Genomic DNA, 3263 nt, shown 5'->3' with positions numbered 1-3263 from the left:
ATCGGCTCGACCGTGCGGCTGTCGTACAGCAGCGCGACGGCGATCGTATCGCGGCCGAGCCGCTCGGTGCCGGGATCGACCGCGCGCCAGCCGTCGCCGAGTTGCACGGCGAGACGCTGCACGGCGCTAGCGTCGCCGTAGCCGTTGTTTGCGATTTCCATCAGTCCGATCACGTCGGCACGCAGCGCGCGCAACGCCGCGACGATCTTCGCCTCCTGCCGCGCGAACGCGGCGGGCGTTTTCGCGCCACGGTTGGCCGGTGCGTCGAATCCGCCGCCATTCCCGTCGCCGTTGAAATAGTTGAATACGTTGAACGACACGATGCGCACGTTGGCATCGGGATGCCGGACCGGCGCATCGGTACGCGGGTTCGTGGCGGCATCGAACACCGGCGCCATGCCGGCCACCGGTTGCAGCCGCCACGCGCCGTAGCGCAGTTCGAGCACGCCTTCGACGCCGCGTACCGTGTAGCCCGCGCGCAGCGTGTTGGCGGCGCTCAGCGCGGGCGGCGGATAGCGCACGGTCGCGGGATCGAGGCGGTACGAGCCGTCGTCGAGCACGATGCGGTTGCGTGCGTTGGCTGCTGCGAGCGCGGCGGCCTCTGCCGGTGGTGCGACGTGGGTCGGGATGCGCAGCCGGCCGTTACTGAGGACGACGCTGCCGTAGCGGCCGAGTTCGTGGGTATCGCTGACCGTCAGCGTTTGCGGCAGGCGCACCCGCATGCCTTCAAGCGCGGCCAGCACTGCCTGGGTGGGGACTGGCAGTGTGAGCGTTGCAGGCGTGACCTTCTGCCCGCGGGCGCAGACGGTCACGCCGCCCCACAGCGTGAATTGCGTCCGGCCGTATCGCTCGTCGACGCGGCCCGTGAGATGCACGAGATCGCCGGCCTGCGCGCGCGTGGTCGGCGCGTACACGAACACGCCTTCCGGAACGCCCGGCCGGTGCCGTCGCTGCGCGTCGGCCTGCTGGACGAAGAAGCCGCCGAGGCCGTCGGCGCCGCCGAACGCAGCGGTGACGACCGCTTCGATCGAGGTCGTTTGCCCGGCCAGCGGCGACGGGCCGCCGGCGCCGCGAAGGTCGGCAATCGGCGTGGTTGCGCCGCCGCAGCCGGCGCTGACCGGCGGCGCGGCCGCGGCCGGCCGGGCGGAGAAGGCGGCGAGCGCACTCAGGGCGATGAACGGTGCAACGGCAAGCGGCACAAGCAGGCGTGACATGGGGCGGTCCACAGGAAGAAAATCCGACGGTTCGGGAAAGCATCTTGACGGCAAAATGTCAGGAAGCGGCCGAATTGGCCGTCCGGCCAGTTGCCGATTGGCCGACGATGCAAGCCGCACGGCGGCTGCTACGCTTTTGCATCGGCCGGCGCATCCCGATCGCGCAGCGAACGCTGCCGCGCCCCGTTCCTACAGGAGAAGTCCATGTCTTACATGCTGTTGATTGTCGAGCCGACCGACCAGCGCGCCGAACGCACGCTCGACGAAGGTCAGGCGCTGTATGCACGGATGGTCGATTTCGCCGAGACGCTGAAGGCGCGCGGCGTGCTGCGCGGCGTCGAGTCGCTGGAGCGCTCCGAGCGCGGTACGCGCGTGCAGGTGCGCGACGGCGAGACGCGCCTGCTCGACGGCCCGTTCGCGGAGGCGAAGGAGATGGTCGGCGGCTTCTTCATCGTCGACGTCGACACCCGCGAGGAGGCGATCGAGATCGCGCGCCAGTGCCCGGCCGCGCAGTGGTGCACGGTCGAGGTGCGGGCGGTCGGCCCGTGCTTCCTGTGAAGGCCGCGACTCGGTATTTACCCTGATATGTCGCGGAATATGTCGATCCGGCAGTCTTCCGGCCGTCGTCCGGATAAGGCGCCGATGAACGGGCGCTGCCATCCACCGACGACAAGGAGTGAACGATGCGATTCATGATCATGATCCGGGCGAACGCCGTCAGCGAGTCCGATGCGTTGCCGGACAACCGGCTGGTCGAGGCCATGACCGTCTATCACGAGGAACTGGCCAAGGCTGGCGTGCTGCTCGACGCAAACGGGCTGCGGTCGAGCGCGAGCGGCTGGCGCGTGCGCTACACGGGCGGCAGGGGCACCGTGGTCGACGGCCCGTTCGCCGAAACGAAGGAACTGATTGCCGGCTACACGCTGATCCAGGTGCGTTCGCGCGACGAAGCGCTCGAATGGACGCGCCGGTTTCCCGCGCCGTTCGGCGCCGAGATGGATTGCGAGATCGAGGTGCGGCCGCTGTTCGAGCTCGACGACCTCACGCCGAGCGACGCGGTCGAGCGGTTTCGCGAACTCCACGTCGGCCGCACCGGCGCCTGATTGATTGCCCACCTGAATCCAACCTCACCGGGAGCACCCGACATGCACAAGATGGTCTTCATCAACCTGCCCGTGGTCGACCTGCCGCGCTCGAAGGCGTTCTACCAGGCGCTCGGTTTCGAAGTCGTGCCGGCCTATACCAACGACCAGGCTGCCTGCATCAAGATCAGCGACACGATCTTCGCGATGCTGCTCGTCCGGCCGTTTTTCCAGACGTTCACCGGCAAAACCATCATCGATCCGGCAACGCAGGTGCAGGTCCTGTCGTGCCTGTCGTGCGAAAGCCGCGCCGAGGTCGACGGAATCGTCGCCAAGGCGCTGGCGGCTGGCGGTTCCGCGCCGCAAGCGCCGCGCGAGTACCCGAACATGTACGGCCACGGGTTCGACGATCCGGACGGCCATGCATGGGAGCTGATGGCCATGCCGCTGGACGCGTCCGCCGAGGGGCAGGCGTCGTGACGCGTGAGGCGACCTACCGTGCGATCGAAGCGGTCTGGCGGATCGAGTCGCCCAAGATCATCGCGCGCGCCGCGCGCGTGGTGCGCGACGTCGGTGTGGCCGAGGAACTGGCGCAGGACACGCTCGTCGCGGCGCTCGAGCACTGGCCCGTCGACGGCGTGCCCGACAACCCGGCCGCCTGGCTGATGACGGCCGTGAAGCGTCGCGCACTCGATCGGGTCCGGCAGGAGTCGCTCCACGCGGCGAAGCGCGACCAGCTCGGTCACGAGATGGACGCGCTCGAAGCGCATGTCGTCCCCGACATCGCGGAGGCGCTCGCTGACGCGAGCGAGGACGACATCGGCGACGACCTGTTGCGGCTGATCTTCACGTCGTGCCACCCGGTGCTGTCGACCGATGCGCGCGTCGCGCTGACGCTGCGGCTGCTCGGCGGGCTGACGACGGGCGAGATCGCGCGCGCGTTCCTGACGCCCGAGCCGACGATCGA

At 69.0% G+C, this 3263-nt stretch carries 5 protein-coding genes; 4 read left to right on the top strand and 1 reads right to left on the bottom strand.

From position 1 onward, the window contains the following. On the bottom strand, nucleotides 1-1214 hold a 1214-nt coding region (locus G3N99_RS37400), incomplete at its 3' end, for an ExeM/NucH family extracellular endonuclease (protein ID WP_206124877.1). Nucleotides 1215-1418: 204 nt separating this feature from the next. On the opposite strand from G3N99_RS37400, the gene G3N99_RS37395 reads away from it, so the two are divergent. The 4 genes from G3N99_RS37395 to G3N99_RS37380 all read left to right on the top strand — a co-directional run. Further along, complete coding sequence (locus G3N99_RS37395; RefSeq protein ID WP_011355878.1) at nucleotides 1419-1772, top strand: YciI family protein; 354 nt, start codon at nucleotides 1419-1421, stop codon at nucleotides 1770-1772. A 125-nt stretch (nucleotides 1773-1897) separates the two neighbouring features. Continuing rightward, complete coding sequence (locus G3N99_RS37390) at nucleotides 1898-2317, top strand: YciI family protein (protein WP_174938724.1); 420 nt, start codon at nucleotides 1898-1900, stop codon at nucleotides 2315-2317. 42 nt (nucleotides 2318-2359) lie between these two features. Next, nucleotides 2360-2776 (top strand): glyoxalase/bleomycin resistance/extradiol dioxygenase family protein, encoded by a 417-nt coding sequence (locus G3N99_RS37385; protein ID WP_206124876.1) that lies wholly within the window; start codon nucleotides 2360-2362, stop codon nucleotides 2774-2776. Then, a partial coding sequence (locus G3N99_RS37380) for a sigma factor (protein WP_346778516.1) occupies nucleotides 2773-3263 on the top strand: 491 nt, incomplete at its 3' end. The genes G3N99_RS37385 and G3N99_RS37380, both read left to right, overlap by 4 nt.

Origin of the sequence: Burkholderia sp. Ac-20392, assembly GCF_017104585.1 — a bacterium.
Taxonomy (GTDB): domain Bacteria; phylum Pseudomonadota; class Gammaproteobacteria; order Burkholderiales; family Burkholderiaceae; genus Burkholderia; species Burkholderia lata.
This window is presented reverse-complemented; position numbering and strand designations above follow the sequence as displayed.

Coding starts and splice junctions, on each gene's coding strand:
- G3N99_RS37385 (WP_206124876.1), top strand. CDS start 2,360: ATGCACAAGATGGTCTTCATCAACCTGCCCGTGGTCGACCTGCCGCGC.
- G3N99_RS37390 (WP_174938724.1), top strand. CDS start 1,898: ATGCGATTCATGATCATGATCCGGGCGAACGCCGTCAGCGAGTCCGAT.
- G3N99_RS37395 (WP_011355878.1), top strand. CDS start 1,419: ATGTCTTACATGCTGTTGATTGTCGAGCCGACCGACCAGCGCGCCGAA.